This window comes from Streptomyces sp. NBC_00385 (genome assembly GCF_035917155.1).
In the GTDB taxonomy this organism is placed as follows: Bacteria; Actinomycetota; Actinomycetes; order Streptomycetales; family Streptomycetaceae; genus Streptomyces; species Streptomyces poriferorum.
Genome location: NZ_CP107951.1, coordinates 1244348 through 1261070, shown reverse-complemented (window position 1 = coordinate 1261070; position 16723 = coordinate 1244348). Strand labels below are relative to the sequence as shown.

Annotated in this window: 15 protein-coding genes; 7 read left to right on the top strand and 8 right to left on the bottom strand. The window is 72.3% G+C overall.

Annotated features, from left to right (window positions below):
• Positions 1 to 9: 9 nt before the first annotated feature.
• The 3 genes from OG959_RS05505 to OG959_RS05495 all read right to left on the bottom strand — a co-directional run bounded on the left by OG959_RS05505 (position 10) and on the right by OG959_RS05495 (position 2079).
• Positions 10 to 399 (bottom strand): barstar family protein, encoded by a 390-nt coding sequence (locus OG959_RS05505; protein ID WP_326656970.1) that lies wholly within the window; start codon positions 397 to 399, stop codon positions 10 to 12.
• Between the two features lie 90 nt (positions 400 to 489).
• On the bottom strand, positions 490 to 882 hold the full coding sequence (locus OG959_RS05500; protein ID WP_326656968.1) for a ribonuclease domain-containing protein: 393 nt from the start codon (positions 880 to 882) through the stop codon (positions 490 to 492).
• Positions 883 to 993: 111 nt separating this feature from the next.
• Complete coding sequence (locus OG959_RS05495) at positions 994 to 2079, bottom strand: helix-turn-helix domain-containing protein (protein WP_326656967.1); 1086 nt, start codon at positions 2077 to 2079, stop codon at positions 994 to 996.
• 100 nt (positions 2080 to 2179) lie between these two features.
• Between OG959_RS05495 and OG959_RS05490 the strand changes: the two genes are divergently transcribed.
• The gene (locus tag OG959_RS05490) at positions 2180 to 3457 is read left to right on the top strand and encodes an MFS transporter (protein ID WP_326656965.1); all 1278 of its coding nucleotides are present in this window, start codon (positions 2180 to 2182) and stop codon (positions 3455 to 3457) included.
• 7 nt (positions 3458 to 3464) lie between these two features.
• On the opposite strand, the gene OG959_RS05485 is transcribed toward OG959_RS05490, so the two are convergent.
• Positions 3465 to 4055 (bottom strand): TetR/AcrR family transcriptional regulator, encoded by a 591-nt coding sequence (locus tag OG959_RS05485; protein ID WP_326656964.1) that lies wholly within the window; start codon positions 4053 to 4055, stop codon positions 3465 to 3467.
• 221 nt (positions 4056 to 4276) lie between these two features.
• On the opposite strand from OG959_RS05485, the gene OG959_RS05480 reads away from it, so the two are divergent.
• Entirely contained in the window at positions 4277 to 6145 is a 1869-nt protein-coding gene (locus tag OG959_RS05480; RefSeq protein ID WP_326656963.1) for a serine/threonine-protein kinase, read from the top strand.
• A gap of 144 nt (positions 6146 to 6289) precedes the next feature.
• The gene (locus tag OG959_RS05475) at positions 6290 to 6688 is read left to right on the top strand and encodes an ATP-binding protein (RefSeq protein WP_326656962.1); all 399 of its coding nucleotides are present in this window, start codon (positions 6290 to 6292) and stop codon (positions 6686 to 6688) included.
• Positions 6689 to 6740: 52 nt separating this feature from the next.
• On the opposite strand, the gene OG959_RS05470 is transcribed toward OG959_RS05475, so the two are convergent.
• Positions 6741 to 7820 carry a DUF2637 domain-containing protein gene (locus OG959_RS05470; protein ID WP_326656960.1) on the bottom strand — a complete coding sequence of 360 codons (1080 nt, stop codon included), beginning with the start codon at positions 7818 to 7820 and terminating at the stop codon, positions 6741 to 6743.
• A 226-nt stretch (positions 7821 to 8046) separates the two neighbouring features.
• Entirely contained in the window at positions 8047 to 8895 is an 849-nt protein-coding gene (locus OG959_RS05465) for a (2Fe-2S)-binding protein (protein WP_326656959.1), read from the bottom strand.
• A 146-nt stretch (positions 8896 to 9041) separates the two neighbouring features.
• On the opposite strand from OG959_RS05465, the gene OG959_RS05460 reads away from it, so the two are divergent.
• On the top strand, positions 9042 to 9788 hold the full coding sequence (locus tag OG959_RS05460; protein ID WP_326656958.1) for a GntR family transcriptional regulator: 747 nt from the start codon (positions 9042 to 9044) through the stop codon (positions 9786 to 9788).
• Between the two features lie 68 nt (positions 9789 to 9856).
• On the opposite strand, the gene OG959_RS05455 is transcribed toward OG959_RS05460, so the two are convergent.
• Both OG959_RS05455 and OG959_RS05450 read right to left on the bottom strand, forming a co-directional pair.
• Positions 9857 to 10642, bottom strand: coding sequence for a hypothetical protein (locus tag OG959_RS05455; protein ID WP_326656957.1), 786 nt, complete (start codon positions 10640 to 10642; stop codon positions 9857 to 9859).
• 195 nt (positions 10643 to 10837) lie between these two features.
• Entirely contained in the window at positions 10838 to 12562 is a 1725-nt protein-coding gene (locus OG959_RS05450; protein ID WP_326656956.1) for a PucR family transcriptional regulator ligand-binding domain-containing protein, read from the bottom strand.
• Between the two features lie 257 nt (positions 12563 to 12819).
• Between OG959_RS05450 and OG959_RS05445 the strand changes: the two genes are divergently transcribed.
• From OG959_RS05445 to OG959_RS05435, 3 genes are read left to right on the top strand one after another with little or no spacing between them, the layout of a single operon-like run.
• Complete coding sequence (locus OG959_RS05445) at positions 12820 to 13710, top strand: FAD binding domain-containing protein (RefSeq protein WP_326656954.1); 891 nt, start codon at positions 12820 to 12822, stop codon at positions 13708 to 13710.
• 2 nt (positions 13711 to 13712) lie between these two features.
• A complete protein-coding gene (locus tag OG959_RS05440; protein ID WP_326656953.1) occupies positions 13713 to 14306 on the top strand; it encodes a (2Fe-2S)-binding protein in 594 nt (197 codons plus the stop codon).
• Between the two features lie 3 nt (positions 14307 to 14309).
• A complete protein-coding gene (locus OG959_RS05435; RefSeq protein ID WP_326656952.1) occupies positions 14310 to 16694 on the top strand; it encodes a xanthine dehydrogenase family protein molybdopterin-binding subunit in 2385 nt (794 codons plus the stop codon).
• The last annotated feature ends 29 nt before the right edge of the window (positions 16695 to 16723 follow it).

Here is a 16723-nt window from a genome sequence, read left to right as displayed (position 1 = left end):
CCGTGGCCCTCAGAGCAGTCGCAAGGTGCCGGGGGCGGTCTCGTCCCGGATGATCTCCAGCAGCCGGTCGAAGAGCGTCGGCCCCAGGCCGGCCTCCGCCCGCGCGAGCTCCTGTCGCAGCCGCGGCAGATTGCCCGGGTGGGCGCGGCCGGACAGGCCGCGGAGAAAGCGCGCGGTCTCGTCATGGGCCAGGGCGCGTGCGGACAGGGCGTGGTCCCGCCACTCGATGACGAAGTCGCCGTCGTCCGGCGTGCCCATCCCGCCTCTCAGGCAGTCCGCGAAGGAGTCGAGGCCCCGGCCGAAGTAGCCGCCCGGCCCGTTCACCGCCTCGCCGATCACGTCCCAGAAGCGCTCCAGGCCGGTGACCTCGGAGCCGTCGATCACATAGGTCACGGTCATGCGGTGAGCGTACAAGTACCTCGCTCCCGGTGATCCGCGCCGCGGGTGGGGGGTGGGAAGCCGCGGCGCGGACCGGACCGGGGGAGCGGCTCAGCAGCCGTGGTCGACGAGGTCGAAGGTCTCGTAGTGGTCGGCGGTGTAGTAGTCCTCCTGGACCTCCTCGCCCGTGACGATGCGTCGCGCGCCGCGGGTCGGGGAGCCGGGGGTGATCACGGTGTACTCGTGGTAGTACCCGGTGCTCTGTCCTGGCAGGACGCCTTCACGGTTCTGGAAGACGGTCCCGTCCTGGTCGTACGGGAAGGGGCCGCCGGCGTCGATGAGGTCGAGGGTGTCGTGGGCCTGGGACGGCAGCGCGGAGTAACAGATGCTGCCGACCGAGGTGGTGGCGGCGGTCGCGGTCGCCGTGACCGGCCCGCCGACGAAGAGGACGGACAGGAGGGCGGCGACGCCGCCGAGCGTGGTGATCCGTGGGGGGATTCGCATAACCACCATGATGACGCGCGTAGATACCCTCCCGTCAACGCCAACAAGAGTGAATTTTCCTGGAGTTAACCGAGGAGACGGCACACACCGCGTTCCGGCGGACCGAGCCGTTCAGCGCAGCACGGCCGACAGCAGGTCCGTACCCAGCGCCGTCATCGCGGACAGGTCGAGGGTGTGGTGCACGTAGCGGCCACGCCGCCTCGCCGTGAGCAGACCGGCGTGGCGCAGCACGGCGAGGTGGCGGGACACCTCCGGGGGCGAGAGCTCCCAGGCGTGGGCCAGCTCGCCGGTGGTGTGCGGGCCGCGGGCCAGGGTGCGCAGCAGCCGTAGCCGTACCGGATGCGCGAGTGCCGTCAGCCGGAGCGTGACGGTTTCCAGCGGGACCGGCTCGGCCGGGCTCGGCCCGGCCACGGGGTACTGCACCACCGGCTGCCACCCGGACGCGTGGACCACCACCAGGTGCGGGTGGCCGAAGACGCTGGGGAGGAAGGTGGTGCCGGCGCCATGGGCGGCGGTCGCGTTGTCCTGCAGCTTGTCCACGATGATGCTGTCGCCGTCCGGGGCCAGGGTGACCGCGTCGGAGACCGACGCGAGTGCCGCCCCGGCGCCCTGGCGCTTCAGCAGGTCGTTCTTCAGCCGCAGGTCGGTGGCGATGCGCACGGCGACGCTCGTCCAGGCGGCGTCGAAGAAGGCGTCGGCGCACTGTTCGAGGGTGCGGCGCACCCGCGCCCGTACGGCGGCCGGATCCGCGAGCAGCCGTTCCGCGAAGGCCTCCTGAAGCGGGCCGCGGGCCTGGGCCAGGTCCAGGGCACGCTCGCGCGCGGTCGCGTCGGCGAGCGGCGACGGCGCGCCGAAGCGGACCCGGTTGCTGCCGCACGTGGTGACGAGCGCGGACCTCACGTACGTCTCGTCGTCGATCCGGTCCACGTCGTCCAGCTCCTCGGCGAGGGTCGGCCGGGGGTGCGCCGGGACCAGGAAATCGGCTCGTGAGGAACGCCAGAGGAACTCCGCCTCCCCGAGCCGCTCGGCCAGTTCCGGCCGCAGCCCCGCCCGGACATCCCCGGCCCAGCCGGCGAGTCCCGGATGATGCCCGGGTTCGGCCAGCACATGCAGCATCGCGGTCAGCTCGGCCAGCGGGGAGGCGGCGAACCGCAGTCGTCCGGAGGGCGGGCCGCTGATGTCGATCCTCAACGTCACCCCCTCATCATCACCGACCCTGCGGCCGGGGACGGCGTCGGTTGACGATGTCCGTCAACCGACGGGCCGGGTAAGGCGGTTCGAACCGAACGTTGACGCCATGGCAACCACCACCAAGCTCCAGCCGCGCGCCCTGGTCCGGGCCTCCGGAGGCCCCCGCTACGCCGTCGCCCTGGCGGTGGACGCGCTCGGCACCGGCCTGCTGCGGCCCTTTCTGCTGCTCTACGGGGTGACCGTGCTGAGGCTGTCCGCGCCCGCCACCGGCATCGCCATGACGGTCGGCGTCGTCGTCGGCCTGGTCTGCATGCCCGCGGTCGGCCGCTGGCTGGACCGGGGTGCTCGCAGCACGGTCGTGGCAGCGTCGATGCTGGTACGGGTGCTGGGCGTGGCGCTGCTGATGGCGACCCCGGCGGGAGACGTCCGGCTCTTCGCGGCGGCGGCACTCTTCCTCGGTATCGGCAACCAGGCATGGCCGGCCGCCCACGCGGCTCTCGTGGCCACGGTCGCCCACGGCCGGGAACGCGACGCCGCTCTCGCGGCAGGCCGCGCCCTGCGCAACGCCGGCCTGGGCACCGGCGCGCTCCTCGCCACCGCGTGCCTGGCGGGCGGCACCACCGCCTTGCAGGCGCTGGCAGCCGTCACGGGGCTCGCCTATCTCGCGGCGGCGGCCCTGGCGTGGTCCGTCCATGTGCACGCCCGTCCGGCCGCTACGGCGGCCGAGGAGAGGGACGAAGGGCCGCCGCCCCGCATGCGCGTGCTGCTGGGAGCCAACGTGATCTACGTCTTCTGCCTCAACGTCCCCGAGATCGCGCTGCCCCTGGTCCTGGTGACCCAGTTGCACGCGTCCCCGGTGTGGTCGGCGGCCATCTTCGTGGTGAACACGGTGCTCGTGGTCACCCTGCAGGTTCCGGTCACCGTCCTGATGTCCCGCTTCCCCCGCCGTTCCGTGCTGGCCCTCGCCGGCGTGGTGCTCGCCGCGTCCTACCTCGGCTTCCTCGCGGCCACCTCACTGGGACCTGGCTGGAGTGCCCCGGCCGTCGCCGCGGTCTCCGTGGTCTGCACCGTCGGTGAGATCGTCTACGCCGGCAGCGCCACCGCGCTCGTCACGGCCCTCGCGCCGGCCCACGTCCTGGGGCGCACCCTCGCGCGCTTCCAGCTCTCCACGGGCTTCGGCCTCGCCGTCTCCCCGGCCGTCATCACCGCTCTCGCGCCCCACGGCCCGGCCGCCCTCTGGGGCAGCCTCGCCACCGCGACGTTCCTCTCCGCGTCCGCCGTGGCCGCCGAGAAGGATCACCGGCCGACACCGGGCGCGAGCAGGCTGATGCAGTCGGCAACGGCCGACGGCGACAGCTCGAAGGAGCGGTCGGTCCCCTACTGACGCGCGCTCAGGGACTGACGGAGCGCCAGATGCGGTCCGGGACCGTCCGCGCCGCCTCCTCGATGTCGATGTCGCCGACGGAGAGCCAGCGGCGCGCGATGCCCGTCACCGGGCCCAGGATCAGCGACTCCACTACGGGCAGGGGCAGGTCGACGAGCTGCCCCGACTCCTGGCGGGCCCGCAGCCAGGTGGCGACGGGGGTCAGCCTGGCCTCCTGGGCACCGCGGATCTGATGGGCGCGTGCGGTGAACTCGCGGTCCACGGTGACGGAGTGCATGAGCCGGGCCGCGTCGGGGTGGACCTGGATGAAGCGCAGGTACGCCCGCACGGCCGCATGGATGCCGCTGCGTGCGTCCTCCGACCGCGTCAGCTCCCCGACCAGCTCGTCGAGGAGGCGGCCGAGCCAGGACTGTGCCAGTGCGACCACCACCCCTTGGAGGCTGCCGAAGTGGTGGTAGATGCTGCCCGCGCTGACCCCGCCCGCCGAGGTGATCGCGCCGAGGGTGAGTCCGGCCTCGCCGTCCGACGCGTAGATGTCCAGCGCGCAGTCGAGGACGTGTTGCGCGGTGGCCTCGCCGCGTTGTTGCTTCGGACTCATCGATGCCACCCCGGTTCGCGGATCGGAAACGGCCTGCACGGCGCGCGGGTAACAGCTTAGAACTACTTCCGGAATTTTCTCCGGAACTGGTTCCAACCCTGGGGCGTCGTACTCCAGACTGAGTGCCGGCTGCACCAAGTCGCTTCAGATCATGGGTAATTCAGGATACGGATGCGGTCCCGCGGGACCGCGCGGCGGGACACACGGGGAGCGCTCGGAAGATGACCGGCGAGCACGAGCACGAGGACCAACTGCACGGCGGCATCAAGCCGCTGACCGCGACCGACCCGCCCCGCATCGGGCCCTACGTGCTGCTCGGCCGGCTCGGCGCCGGAGGCATGGGCCGGGTCTACCTCGCCCGTTCCGAGGGCGGCCGCACGGTCGCGGTCAAAGTGGTGCACGCGGAACACGTCGCGGACCCGCAGTTCAGGGCCCGGTTCCGTCGCGAGGTGGACGCGGCACGGCGGGTGGACGAGCGCTACACCGCACCCGTACTGGACGCGGAGCCCGACGCCGAATCCCCGTGGATCGCCACGGGCTACGTCCCGGGCCTCTCCCTGGAACAGGTCGTCCGGGGCCATGGGCCGCTGCCCGCCGCGTCCGTGCTCACCCTCGCGGACGGGCTGCTGCACGCACTCAAGGACATCCACGACGCCGGCATCATCCACCGCGACCTCAAACCGTCGAACGTGATGCTCACGGTCGAGGGTCCCAAGGTCATCGACTTCGGCATCGCACGCGCCGTCGGCACCTCCGTCGAGTCGCTGCTCACCAGCACCGGCATGGTGATCGGCTCGCCCGGCTTCATGGCCCCGGAGCAGATCCGCGGGGAGACCGCGGGGCCGAAGAGCGACGTGTTCACCCTCGGCTGCGTACTGACATACGCGGCGACCGGTGTGCTCCCGTTCGGCGACGGGGTGAGCAACCAGCATGCGGTGATGTACCACATCGTCGAGGCGGAACCCGACCTCGCGCGGGTCCATGACGAGGGCTTGCGCACCCTGATCGCACGACTCCTGGCCAAGCGGGCGGCCGACCGGCCCTCCGTGGACGACCTGTTGGCCGAGCCGGGGCGCGAGGCCGCGGCGGAGTCGTGGCTGCCGGCCGCCGTGGTCGGCCACCTCGCACGCCGCTCGGCGCGTCTGCTGGACGCGGAGGCGGCCCCGATACGGCAGGAGGCCGACCGTGCGACCGTCGACCTCCGGGGGCAGGAAGAGGCGCCGGGGGCCGTTTCCCCCGGTGAGGAGGGCAGCCCGAAGCCCGGGCGCAAGCGGCGACGGCGCTGGTTCGTGGCCGTGCCTCTCGTCGTCGTCCTGGCCGGCGGAGGCGGCACGGTCGTCGTGCTCCAGCCGTTCGGCGGCGGCAGCGGCGCCCAGGCGTCCCCGCCGGCCACCGGGTCGGCGAGCCCTTCGGCCCCCGGCTCGCCGTCGCCGGCCGGCAGCGCGTCCCCGGCGGGCGACAGGAGTCCCGAGGTGTCCCGCAGCAAGGACAAGCCGGGCGACGACGGGAAGGACGGCCGGGACGGCCGGGACGGGGACGGTGGCTCGGCGGCCTCGGGTGGCTCCGGCTCCGGCTCCGGAGGCGCGTCGGGCGGTGGCGCCACCGGAGCGACAGGAGAGGGGAGCCCTGGCGGCGGCACGTCGGGCGGCACGAGTTCCGGAGGCACCGCATCGGACAGCACCTCGGGTTCCGCCAGCGGTTCCGGCAGCACGAGTGCGGGCACCACGAGTGCGGGCGGCACCTCCGGCTCCACGGGCGGCTCGGGCGGCGGCAGCACCGTCCCGGCGTCGTTCGTGGGTACCTGGAAGCTGGGTGAGACGTACAACCCGGGCCAGCCGGGCACCATCACCATTTCCCGCCAGGGCGGGGTGCGCCTGTCCGACTTCCCCTACAACCCCTGCCCGTACGAGGCCGAGGTGACCTCCGCGTCGAACGGTGGCAGCCGTATCGACGTCAGCGCTCCGAAGCTCGTCGGCGCCAACCCCGGCTACTGCTACATGACGCTCGAAGCGACCAACTTCACTCTCAACGGCAGCGGCATCGAGCACAACGTCAGTGGTGGCGTGGGCTATTACTACAAGCCGGCCTGATTTCCGGACCACCGCGGGCCGTCCGTCCCCGCCCGGAATCCCGTCCCATGACCCGCTGGAAGCGTGACAGCCCGTAGGCGGGGCATGCATTGCGTGAGCACCTTCGAGAACAGGGGGCGATTCACTGTGTGGGCGGGGGAAACGATGGAGCGTCAGGAACTGGCCCGGCTGCATCGCAGAGTCGGCCGTGCCGATGTGGCGGCCGTATCCGAAGTGCGGGGCGCAGTACGGGAGTTACTGCGATATCGATGGAAGGAAGAGCCCGCGCAGGTTGCCGAGCTGCTGCTCAGCGAGCTGGTGACCAACGCGCTGGTCCACACGGACGACGGAGCGGTCGTCGCCGTGAGCGTGGCACCGCGGAGGCTGCGCGTGGAGGTACGGGACTTCGTCCCGGACATGCCCGTGTCGCACGTACCGGACGCCGACGACGGTACGCACGGCCGGGGACTCGTCCTGGTGGAGAGCCTCGCGGACTCCTGGGGGATACGGCCCGACCCCCTGGGCAAAGTGGTCTGGTTCGAACTGGACGGCGAACGGCCCTGACGATCCGCTCGGATCGTCAGGGCCGGGTCCCGCAGGTCCGCCTGCCGCCGCATCAGCCGAACTGCTGCTCCAGATCCTTCAGCTTCTGCTCCAGCGAGTCGAGCCGGGGCAGTGCTTGGGTGTCGTCCTCGACGGTGAGGTCGACCGTTCTCGGATCAGTCGCGTTCAGCTCCGGTACGTCCCTGGAATTCGGGCCGTTCACGGCTTGCAGGGATGGCCGGGGTCGCAGGGGCAGCTGACCCGGCTCGGATATGGCGGGCTCCGCGACGGACTGCGCGGAGCCCGTCGCGGGGGCGATGGCCTGGACGTCGACCTGGGCGCCGCCCCGGCCGACCCGTCCCCAGGCCCGGTTCTGCCGGTTCAGGGCCTTGATCTGCGCCCGGTCCAGCTTCTCCTGGTCCCTCCTGCGGAGACGGTTCTGCTCCTTCTCCCGGCGGTCCTCGCGTACCTCGTCGACCGCTTCGTCCAGCGTGCGTACGCCTTCGAGCAGCATCAGCGACCAGGCACCGAAGGTCTCCCGGGGTGCGCGCAGCCACCGTACGATCCGGATCTGCGGCAGCGGACGGGGCACCAGGCCCTGCTCGCGCAGCGCGGCCACCCGGGTCTGCTTCAGTGCCCGGTCGAAGAGCACGGCCGCCGAGAGCGACATCCCCGCGAAGAAGTGCGGGGCGCCCGCGTGGTCCAGACCGCGGGGTGCGTGCACCCAGTTGAACCAGGCGGCCGCACCGGCGAAGGTCCACACCAGCAGCCGTGAGCCGAGCGCCGCGTCGCCGTGGCTGGCCTCGCGTACGGCGAGCACGGAACAGAACATCGCCGCCCCGTCGAGGCCGAACGGAACCAGGTACTCCCAGCCCCCGGAGAGGCCGAGGTTCTGCCGGCCGAAGCCGACGAGCCCGTGGAAGGAGAGCGCGGCGGCGACCGCCGCGCAGCAGAACAGCAGAACGTACGAAGCGGTGGCGTAGAGCGCTTCCTTGCGTCTGCGCCGTTCCTCGCTGCGTTCCCAGGAGTCTTCGGCTGCAGATGTGTCAGAGGCGCGCTTGCCGCGCGCGACCACCGCCACCGCCGCCATGACCCCCGCCAGCAGCACGGCAGCCGGAAGCAGCCAGTCAAGCGATATGTCGGTCAGTCTCATGCGCGGTCCCTTGCGTTGCGATAGGGCGTTTCGGCCGCCATCGTGCCGGGGATTTCCTCGCGTTCAGGTGGTTTCGGGGCAAGAGAACGCCAATGGGGTGGCAGAGTCGACGGATTACCGTGATCTGGTCGAATACCCGTATGTCGCAGGCGAGTTGTGTTCGAGTCGCGCCACTCTTGCGGGCGGTGTGGATCAGGGTCCGTCCGACCTTGATCCACCGCACGGTTCAGGGGGCGGGCGTCAGCTTCCGGACCCGGTCCGCATCGCAGGTGCGCGGGCAGGTGACGCAGGTGTCCTCGGGCCGCAGCGTGTAGAACATGCAGCAGCTCGCCCGGTCCCGGGTGGGCAGCGACTCGCCGTCCGGGCCGGTCAGCTCACGGAAGCCCGCGGTGCCGACGTACGGCTTCGTGGTGCCCGGCAGGAGCGCCTCCAGCTCGGCCATCGCGCGCCGCTCCTCACCGAGGAGATGGGCGATGTACCAGAGGCCCTCGACGATCTCGTCCGTGGCCATGCCCCACAGGGCCCGCTTGCCGCGCCGCATCCGCGGGCCGAAGCCGTCGAGCACCGGGCCGAGGTGTTCGGCCACGGAAGCGAGTACCTCGGCGCGCAGCGCGGCCTCGTCCGCCACCACGCGCGCGCCGGGCAGCTCCGCAGCCGGGTCGCCGGGCAGGCAGGCGAATTCCCTCACCCGTACGGTCAGATGGCCCAGCGCGCGCTGGAAGGCGACGTCCTCGACCGGGATCCTGGGCACCCGCCGGTGCAGAAACCACGGCACCGTCACCAGCAGACAGGCCGGCCAGGCGTACCGGTGGAGTCCGAAACCGGCGATCACATCGGGCCGGGCCGACTGCCCGTAGTCCCGCAGCACCTGCGCCTCGTCCCAGGCGAGGAAGGCGTCGAGTCCGCTTCCTCCGGCCGCCAGCTCGTGGGCACCCACCCAGCCGGCGCCGTCGGGGGTCGGCTCACCGTCGTTGAGCGCCTCGGCGCGCAGGCCGGGAAAGACCTCGGCCAGACGCGCGTACGCGTCCGTGACCGCCGAGGTCGTCGTGCCCGGAAGGAGAGTGGGAAGGGTCATGCAGGGACCACCGAATCGCGATCGTTTGCAGGTAAGCCTTACCTTACCCGACGCGATCGATGTTTGAACTGCGGCCTCCTCCGCCTATCGTGCACAGGAGGCGCCGCGCACGCGAGCCGCGCCCGCGACCGGCCGAGGAGGTATCCGTGGAGCAGGGCAGAGCCCGTGACGACGTGTGGGCGCGGCATGCGTCCACCTCCTCGTCGCTCCGGGTGCCCGAGCAGGCCCGCGGAGAGCACACCCACAGCGAGGCGCCCGCTCCCCGGGCAGCGGTGCAGCGGCACTCCGTACGCGGTCAGATCCTGGACGCCCTGCGCGCCGCCCTCGTCGACGGCGAGCTGGTCCCCGGGCAGGTCTACTCCGCCCCGGCGCTCGGCGCCCGCTTCGGGGTCTCCGCCACCCCCGTGCGCGAGGCCATGCAGCAGCTGGCCGTGGAAGGGGCCGTCGAGGTGGTGCCGAACCGCGGCTTCCGGGTCGCCGAACGCGGGCCGGGCGAGCTGGCCGAGCTGGCCGAGGTCCGGGCGCTGCTCGAAGTCCCCGTCATGCTGCGGCTCGCCCGCACCGTCCCGCCGACCGGCTGGTGCGCCCTGCGCCCGCTGGCCGACGCCACCGTCGCGGCGGCGGCCGTCGGTGACCGGGCGAGCTACGCGGAGGCCGACCGGGCCTTCCACAGAGCGGTGCTCACGCTGGCGGGCAACGCCCAGCTGGTGATGGTGGCCGACGAACTGCACCGCCGTTCCCAGTGGCCCCTGGAGGGCAACCCCGTCACCCGCCGCGCCGACCTGCTTGCGGACGCGTCGGAACACACGGCCCTGCTGGACGCGCTGATCGCCCAGGACCTGGCCGTCGTGCAGTCACTCGTACGGGAACACTTCGCGGGCTCCGGCGGCTGAGCCGGGGCGCGCTGGGCGACATCGGGCCCGGGGACGCCGACATGGCCCCGGACCCGCGCGCCTCGTCGTCAGTTCGCCTCGGCCGTTTCCGGACCCGGCGGGTCCAGATGCGGCGCCAGCCACGTCGGCACGCCGCCCAGCAGCCGGAACAGCCGGCCCGCCTCGGCGCGCAGCCTGGTGGCGGCCTCCGGCTCCGGCTCGGCGTCCGCCATCGCGATGAGCGCCGGAGCCGTACCGACCAGATAGCCCAGCTCCTCCCTTATCCGCAAGGACTCCGCGAAGCCGTGCCTGGCCTCCGCCAGCTCGCCCTCGCGCAGGGCGATCAGGGCCAGGTGGCGCCAGGTGGACGAGAGCAGCAGCGCGTCACCCTGGGCGGTGGCGCCCGCGTGGGCCCTTCGGTACGCGGCGCGGGCGGCCTGTGGCGAGTCGGCGATGTTCTGCGCGATCAGGCCCCGCCGGAAGTCGAGCAGGGGGCGGCCCGGGGCCGCCGGTGCCAGGAGCGCCGCGGCGCGGCTCAGCGCCACGCGTGCCTCGTCGGCCCGGTCCCGTACGCCGAGCAGGGTCGAGGCGTAGGCGAGATAGCCGCGCTCGCAGGCGGCGGCACCCCGCTCGGCGTCGTCCTGGGCCATGGCTTCGGAGATGCGCAGCGCGTCCTCCGCCTCGGTCCAGCCCTGCCCGGTGTAGAGACACCGCTCGATCAGCAGCGCCGTGCGCTGGAGCGCCGCGGCCGGGTCGGTGGCGGCGTCGTGTTCGAGCAGTGCCGCAGCGTCCGTCCAGCAGGCGCGTGACCGCAGCCGCCATACCGCTGTCTGGAGCGGCGGATCGTCATCTGCTGTCGTTCCGGAACCAGACATGGCGGTATCCGCCACATTGCCCTCCCCGAGCGCGCCATCGAGCTGTGGAGAACGCCCGGCCACGGGGGCCGGATGCTCTGAGTCTGGCCGCATCACAGCACGGAATGGCACGCCGGGCCAAGAGGTCGAGGCAATGTCAGGTGAAACTTTTCACAATCGGCGGGACCCCGTGGGAGCCGCTGGGGCCCCCGGAATTCAGCTCATGCGCAGGGCGAGGAAGAAATCGAGCTTGTCCTCGAGCCGCGAAAGGTCACGCCCCGTCAACTGCTCGATCCGCCCGACGCGGTAGCGCAGCGTGTTGACGTGGAGGTGCAGCCGGGCCGCGCAGCGGGTCCACGAACCGTCGCAGTCCAGGAACGCCTCCAAGGTCGGGATCAGTTCCGCGCGGTGCCGCCGGTCGTAGTCGCGCAGCGGGTCGAGCAGCCGTGCGGTGAACGCGCGACGGACGTCGTCGGGCACGAACGGCAGCAGCAGCACGTGCGAGGCCAGCTCGTGGTGGCCGGCCGCGCAGACCCGTCCCGGCCGGGCAGCCGCCACCCGGCGGGCGTGCCGGGCCTCCTCCAGGGCGCCGCGCAGGCCCTCGGGAGAGTGCACCGAGGCGCTGACACCCAGTGTCAGACGGCCGTCGTCGGCGAGGCCCGCGGAGAGCGGCGCGCGTACGGCGGCCAGCAGGGCGTCGGCGTGCAGCGCGGGGTCCTGCGCCGAGGCCTCCCCGTCCGCGGACCCGTCCGCTTCCGGCCGGGCGTCGGACAGCGCGGGCAGCGGTACGAGTGCGATGGCCTCGTCACCCGTGTGGGCGACCGCGATCCGGTCGGCCGAATCCGGGCCGGTGACCGCCGGGTCGACCAGGATCTCCTCCAGCAGCGCCTGGGCGACCGGGCCGCCCGCGATCCCGGAGCCCGCACCGCCGGGCGCGTCCGCCGCGTCCCACTCGACCCGGGCCACCACGACCTGCCAGTGCGGTGCGGTGCCGACGCCGGGCAGCAGGACCGGGGCGGCCACCCGCAGCCTGGCGGCGATCTCGGCGGGCGGGGCGCCCGCCTGGACGAGCTCCAGAACCTCCTGGGCGAGCCTGCGGCGCACCGTACGGGCCGCGTCGCGCCGGTCCCGTTCCACCGCGATCAGCTGGGTGACGCCCTGGAGCAGGTCGAGCCGGGCAGCCGGCCAGTCGCCCGCGTCGGCCTCGACGGCCAGCAGCCAGTCGGAGAGCACCGACTCCCGCACATCGCGGGAGGCCGGCACGGCGCCCCGGCCGTTGTTGCGGATCGGGAAGAGCGAATACGTAACCCCGTCGACGGTGACCCGGTGCGGGGCACGCCGGCCGGAGCGCACCGCGGCCAGATGCAGCCCGGCCAGCTCCGCGCCCGCCGGCCCGGGCAGCGGCGCGCCCGCGCCCGCGATCTGCCGGCCGGTGGGCGAGAGCACCCAGGCGTGCAGGTCGAGGTCGGAGCCGAGCAGATCGAGGACCACCTCGGGGCCACCACCCGCGGGGCCCGAGGTCATCAGCCGGCGGTGCCGGTCCACCACCGCGGCCAGGTCGCCGGCCCGCTCGCCGGACACCTGGCGGACCACATGCTCGGTGATCGTTGCGAACGCGACGGTCTCATGCACGGCGAAGAGCGGCAGCCGGTGGTGGCGGCATGCCTCGACCAGGTCGTCCGGGATGGCGCCGAGCTCCGCCTCGCCCGCCGCGAGCCCGGCGACGCCGGCCGCCGACAGGATCCGTACGAACGGCTCCGAGTCCTCCGGCTCCCGGTGCCAGGCCAGCCCGGTCAGCACCAGCTCGCCGCCCGTGAGGTAGCGGCTGGGGTCCTTCAGGTCGGTGGTCATCACGCCGCGGACCGACCGGTCCAGCTCCTCGTCGCCGCCGAGCAGCCGCAGGCCCAGCGCGTCGGTCTCCAGCAGTGCGCGCAGCCGCATCTCGTCGCCGCCGTTCTCTTTCGTTGGTGCGGGTGAAAACTGGGTATTGCGGTGAGGTCACCGATCCCCGCCATTCGTTCGAATCTACAAGACGAGCGAGGAGACCAGCCAACTCCTTCATGGTTTCGGTGACTGCACCAGGTGGAGCAGGGCTTGTGTACTGAGTCACACACCGCGTGAACAAGACATGAACAAGTCGAGGGCCGGCCGTCTCCAGCCCCCAGCGAACAACCCGATTGAGAAGAAGAGAGCCACTCATGGACTTCCTTCGCCCCGCCAGCTGGGAGGAGGCGCTCGCCGCCAAGGCCGAGCACCCGACGGCTGTACCCATCGCGGGCGGTACCGATGTGATGGTCGAGATCAACTTCGACCACCGGCGGCCCGAGTACCTCCTGGACCTGAACCGCATCGGTGACCTGTCCGAGTGGGAGGTGGGCCAGGAGAGCGTACGGCTCGGCGCCTCTGTCTCGTACAGCGCCATCATGGAGCACCTGCGTGCCGAGCTGCCCGGACTGGCGCTCGCCTCGCACACCGTCGCCTCGCCGCAGATCCGCAACCGCGGCGGCGTCGGCGGCAACCTGGGTACCGCCTCGCCCGCCGGTGACGCCCACCCGGCGCTGCTCGCCGCGGGCGCCGAGGTCGAGGCCGAGTCCGTACGCGGAACCCGGCTGATCCCCATCGACGACTTCTACACCGGCGTCAAGCGCAACGCCCTGGAGCCGGACGAGCTGATCCGGGCCGTGCACATCAAGAAGGCCGACGGGCCGCAGCAGTACTCCAAGGTCGGCACCCGCAACGCGATGGTCATCGCCGTCTGCGCCTTCGGCCTGGCCCTGCACCCCGAGACCCGCACGGTCCGCACCGGCATCGGATCCGCCGCCCCGACACCCGTACGGGCGAAGGAGGCGGAGGCCTTCCTGAACGCCGCGCTGGAGGAGGGCGGGTTCTGGGACAGCCGGACCATCATCACGCCCTCCGTCGCCAAGCAGTTCGCCACGCTCGCCGCGGGCGCCTGCAACCCGATCGACGACGTGCGCGGCACCGCGAGCTATCGCCGGCACGCGGTCGGGATCATGGCCCGCCGGACCCTCGGCTGGACCTGGGAGTCGTACCGCGGCAACGGCCGCAGCACCGAAGGAGCTGCCTGATCATGCGCGTCAATTTCACGGTCAACGGCCGACGTCACGAGGCCGACGACGTCTGGGAGGGCGAGTCCCTCCTGTACGTCCTGCGTGAGCGGATGGGCCTGCCCGGCTCCAAGAACGCCTGCGAGCAGGGCGAGTGCGGCTCCTGCACGGTCCGCCTCGACGGCGTCCCGGTCTGTTCCTGTCTGGTCGCCGCCGGCCAGGTCGAGGGCCGCGAGGTCGTCACCGTCGAAGGTCTCGCCGACTTCGCCGCCCACCGCTCCGAGGCCCACCCCGGCACCGGCTGCGCGTCGGGGGCCTGCGGCACCACGGTCGACCAGGCGCAGCGGTGGAAGGCCAAGCCGACCGGCGAGGAGACCCGCGACACCGGGGAGCTCTCGCCGATCCAGCAGGCGTTCATCGACGCCGGAGCCGTCCAGTGCGGCTTCTGCACCCCCGGCCTGCTGGTCGCCGCCGACGAACTGCTGGAGCGCACCCCGGAACCGTCCGACGCGGACATCCGCGAGGCGCTCTCCGGCAACCTCTGCCGCTGCACCGGCTACGAGAAGATCCTCGACGCGGTCCGCCTCGCGGCCGCCCGCGCGGAAGAAACGGTCTAGACGATGGGCGTTACCGGTTCCCCCACCAATATCAACCAGGGCACCCGCACCAAGGGCGGCATCGGCGAGTCCACGCTGCGCCCCGACGGGATCCTGAAGGTCACCGGCGAGTTCGCGTACTCCTCGGACATGTGGCACGAGGACATGCTCTGGGGCCACACCCTGCGCTCCACCGTCGCGCACGCCGAGATCGTCTCGATCGACACCTCCGAGGCGCTCGCGACCTCCGGCGTCTACGCCGTCCTCACCTACGACGACCTGCCGACCGCGGTGAAGAACTACGGCCTGGAGATCCAGGACACCCCCGTCCTGGCCCACGGCCGGGTCCGCCACCACGGCGAGCCGGTGGCGCTCGTGGCCGCCGACCACCCGGAGACGGCCCGCCGCGCCGCCGCGAAGATCAGGATCGACTACCGCGAGCTGCCGGTCGTCACCGACGAGGCCTCCGCGACCGCGCCCGACGCGCCCCTCCTCCACGAGGGCCGCGACGACCACCACATCGGGCACGTACCGCACCCCAACATCGTCCACCGCCAGCCGATCGTCCGCGGCGACGCGGAGGCCGCGAAGGCCCGCGCCGACGTGGTGGTCAGCGGTGAGTACGTCTTCGGCATGCAGGACCAGGCCTTCCTCGGCCCCGAGTCCGGCCTCGCCGTGCCGGGCGAGGACGGCGGCGTCGACCTGTACGTCGCCACCCAGTGGCTGCACTCCGACCTCCGCCAGATCGCCCCCGTCCTCGGCCTGCCCGAGGACAAGGTCCGTATGACGCTCTCCGGTGTCGGCGGCGCGTTCGGCGGCCGCGAGGACCTGTCGATGCAGATCCACGCCTGCCTGCTGGCGCTGCGGACCGGCAAGCCGGTGAAGATCGTCTACAACCGCTTCGAGTCCTTCTTCGGGCACGTCCACCGTCACCCCGCCAAGCTCTGGTACGAGCACGGCGCCACCCGTGACGGCAAGCTCACGCACATGAAGTGCCGCATCGTGCTCGACGGCGGCGCCTACGCCTCCGCCTCCCCGGCCGTGGTCGGCAACGCCTCCTCGCTCGCCGTGGGCCCGTACGTCATCGACGACGTCGACATCGAGGCGGTCGCGCTCTACACCAACAACCCTCCGTGCGGCGCGATGCGCGGCTTCGGCGCGGTCCAGGCCTGCTTCGCCTACGAGGCGCAGATGGACAAGGTCGCCGCCGAACTCGGCATGGACCCGGTCGAGTTCAGGCAGCTCAACGCCATGGAGCAAGGCACCCTGCTGCCGACCGGGCAGGTGGTCGACTCGCCCGCCCCGGTCGCCGAACTGCTGCGCCGGGTCAAGGCCAGGCCGCTGCCGCCCGAGCGTCAGTGGGAGAGCGCCGGCGAGCACCCCGACGTGCGCGCACTGCCCGGTGGACTCTCCAACACCACGCACGGCGAAGGCGTCGTACGCGGGATCGGCTACGCGGTCGGCCTGAAGAACGTCGGCTTCTCCGAGGGCTTCGACGACTACTCCACGGCCCGGGTGCGCATGGAGGTCATCGGCGGCGAACCCGTCGCGACCGTGCACACCGCCATGGCGGAGGTCGGGCAGGGCGGCGTCACCGTGCACGCCCAGATCGCCCGTACCGAACTCGGCGTCTCCCAGGTCACCATCCACCCGGCCGACACCCGCGTCGGCTCGGCGGGCTCCACGTCCGCCTCCCGCCAGACCTACGTCACCGGCGGCGCCGTGAAGAACTCCTGCGAGGCCGTCCGGGAGCAGGTCCTGGAGATCGGCCGCCGTAAGTTCGGTACGTACCACCCGGCCTGGGCCACCGCCGAACTCCTCCTGGAGGGCGGCAAGGTCGTCACCGACGGCGGCGAGGTACTCGCCGACCTGGCCGACGTGCTGGAGGGCGAGGCGGTCGACGTCGAGCTGGAGTGGCGCCACCGGCCCACCGAGGCCTTCGACCTGCGGACCGGACAGGGCAACGGCCACGTCCAGTACTCCTTCGCCGCGCACCGCGCGGTCGTCGAGGTCGACACCGAGCTCGGCCTGGTCAAGGTCATCGAACTGGCCTGCGCCCAGGACGTCGGCAAGGCGCTCAACCCGCTCTCCGTCCTCGGCCAGATCCAGGGCGGCACCCTCCAGGGCATGGGCATCGCCGTCATGGAGGAGATCATCGTCGACCCGAAGACCGCGAAGGTACGCAATCCGTCCTTCACGGACTACCTCCTGCCCACGATCCTCGACACCCCGACCATTCCGGTCGATGTGCTCGAACTCGCCGACGACCACGCCCCGTACGGGCTCCGTGGCATCGGCGAGGCCCCCACCCTGTCGTCGACCCCGGCCGTCCTCGCGGCGATCCGGAACGCGACCGGGCTGGAGCTCAACCGGACCCCGGTCCGCCCGGAGCACCTCACCGGCACCTGACCGGAGCTCCGCCACAGCTCTCCGGGCGG

Coding starts and splice junctions, on each gene's coding strand:
- OG959_RS05505 (WP_326656970.1), bottom strand. CDS start 399: ATGACCGTGACCTATGTGATCGACGGCTCCGAGGTCACCGGCCTGGAG.
- OG959_RS05500 (WP_326656968.1), bottom strand. CDS start 882: ATGCGAATCCCCCCACGGATCACCACGCTCGGCGGCGTCGCCGCCCTC.
- OG959_RS05490 (WP_326656965.1), top strand. CDS start 2,180: ATGGCAACCACCACCAAGCTCCAGCCGCGCGCCCTGGTCCGGGCCTCC.
- OG959_RS05485 (WP_326656964.1), bottom strand. CDS start 4,055: ATGAGTCCGAAGCAACAACGCGGCGAGGCCACCGCGCAACACGTCCTC.
- OG959_RS05480 (WP_326656963.1), top strand. CDS start 4,277: ATGACCGGCGAGCACGAGCACGAGGACCAACTGCACGGCGGCATCAAG.
- OG959_RS05475 (WP_326656962.1), top strand. CDS start 6,290: ATGGAGCGTCAGGAACTGGCCCGGCTGCATCGCAGAGTCGGCCGTGCC.
- OG959_RS05470 (WP_326656960.1), bottom strand. CDS start 7,820: ATGAGACTGACCGACATATCGCTTGACTGGCTGCTTCCGGCTGCCGTG.
- OG959_RS05465 (WP_326656959.1), bottom strand. CDS start 8,895: ATGACCCTTCCCACTCTCCTTCCGGGCACGACGACCTCGGCGGTCACG.
- OG959_RS05455 (WP_326656957.1), bottom strand. CDS start 10,642: ATGTCTGGTTCCGGAACGACAGCAGATGACGATCCGCCGCTCCAGACA.
- OG959_RS05450 (WP_326656956.1), bottom strand. CDS start 12,562: ATGCGGCTGCGCGCACTGCTGGAGACCGACGCGCTGGGCCTGCGGCTG.
- OG959_RS05445 (WP_326656954.1), top strand. CDS start 12,820: ATGGACTTCCTTCGCCCCGCCAGCTGGGAGGAGGCGCTCGCCGCCAAG.
- OG959_RS05440 (WP_326656953.1), top strand. CDS start 13,713: ATGCGCGTCAATTTCACGGTCAACGGCCGACGTCACGAGGCCGACGAC.
- OG959_RS05435 (WP_326656952.1), top strand. CDS start 14,310: ATGGGCGTTACCGGTTCCCCCACCAATATCAACCAGGGCACCCGCACC.